Source organism: Pseudomonas sp. 22189 (genome assembly GCF_052045635.1).
Taxonomy (GTDB): Bacteria; Pseudomonadota; Gammaproteobacteria; order Pseudomonadales; family Pseudomonadaceae; genus Aquipseudomonas; species Aquipseudomonas parakoreensis.
This window is the reverse complement of sequence record NZ_JBQEPG010000075.1, coordinates 1-546: the sequence shown is the minus strand read 5'-3', so window position 1 is coordinate 546 and position 546 is coordinate 1. Positions and strand designations below refer to the sequence as shown.

Sequence of the window (546 nt, the reverse complement as noted above, 5' to 3'; positions counted from 1 at the left end):
CGACGTTGGCCGACAGGGTGTAGCTGACCCGGGATCTGATCAGGTCATGGCCTTCATTCGCCAGTTCGATGACGACATCGTTGACGTTTTCGACGCCATAAATGTCGTCGCCGGCGCCACCGATCAGGGTGTCGGCGCCCACACCGCCCAGCAGGCTGTTGTTGCCGGCATTGCCGGTCAGGACGTTGTCCAGGGCGTTGCCGGTCAGGGTCAGGTCGGAACTGCCGAGCAGCGTTGCGTCTTCGAAGTTGCTGGACAGGACATAACTGATGCTGGACTTCACCAGATCGCGGCCTTCATTGGCCTGTTCGACGAGGACGTCGTTGATGTTGTCCACGACGTAGGTGTCATCGCCGGCGCCGCCAATCAGGGTATCTGCACCCAGGCCACCATCAAGAATGTTGTTGCCCGCGTTGCCGGTCAGCACGTTGTTCAAGGCGTTGCCGGTCAGGTTGTTGTGGGTGCTGTCGAGCAGGATGCCGTCTTCGACGTTGGCCGACAGGGTGTAGCTGACCCGGGATCTGATCAGGTCATGGCCTTCATTCG

General features: G+C 60.3%; 1 protein-coding gene. It reads right to left on the bottom strand.

What is annotated here, in order from left to right; all coding sequences use genetic code 11:
• The coding region (locus ACTJKS_RS28040) for a calcium-binding protein (protein WP_440829058.1) at positions 1-546 on the bottom strand (546 nt) is incomplete at both ends.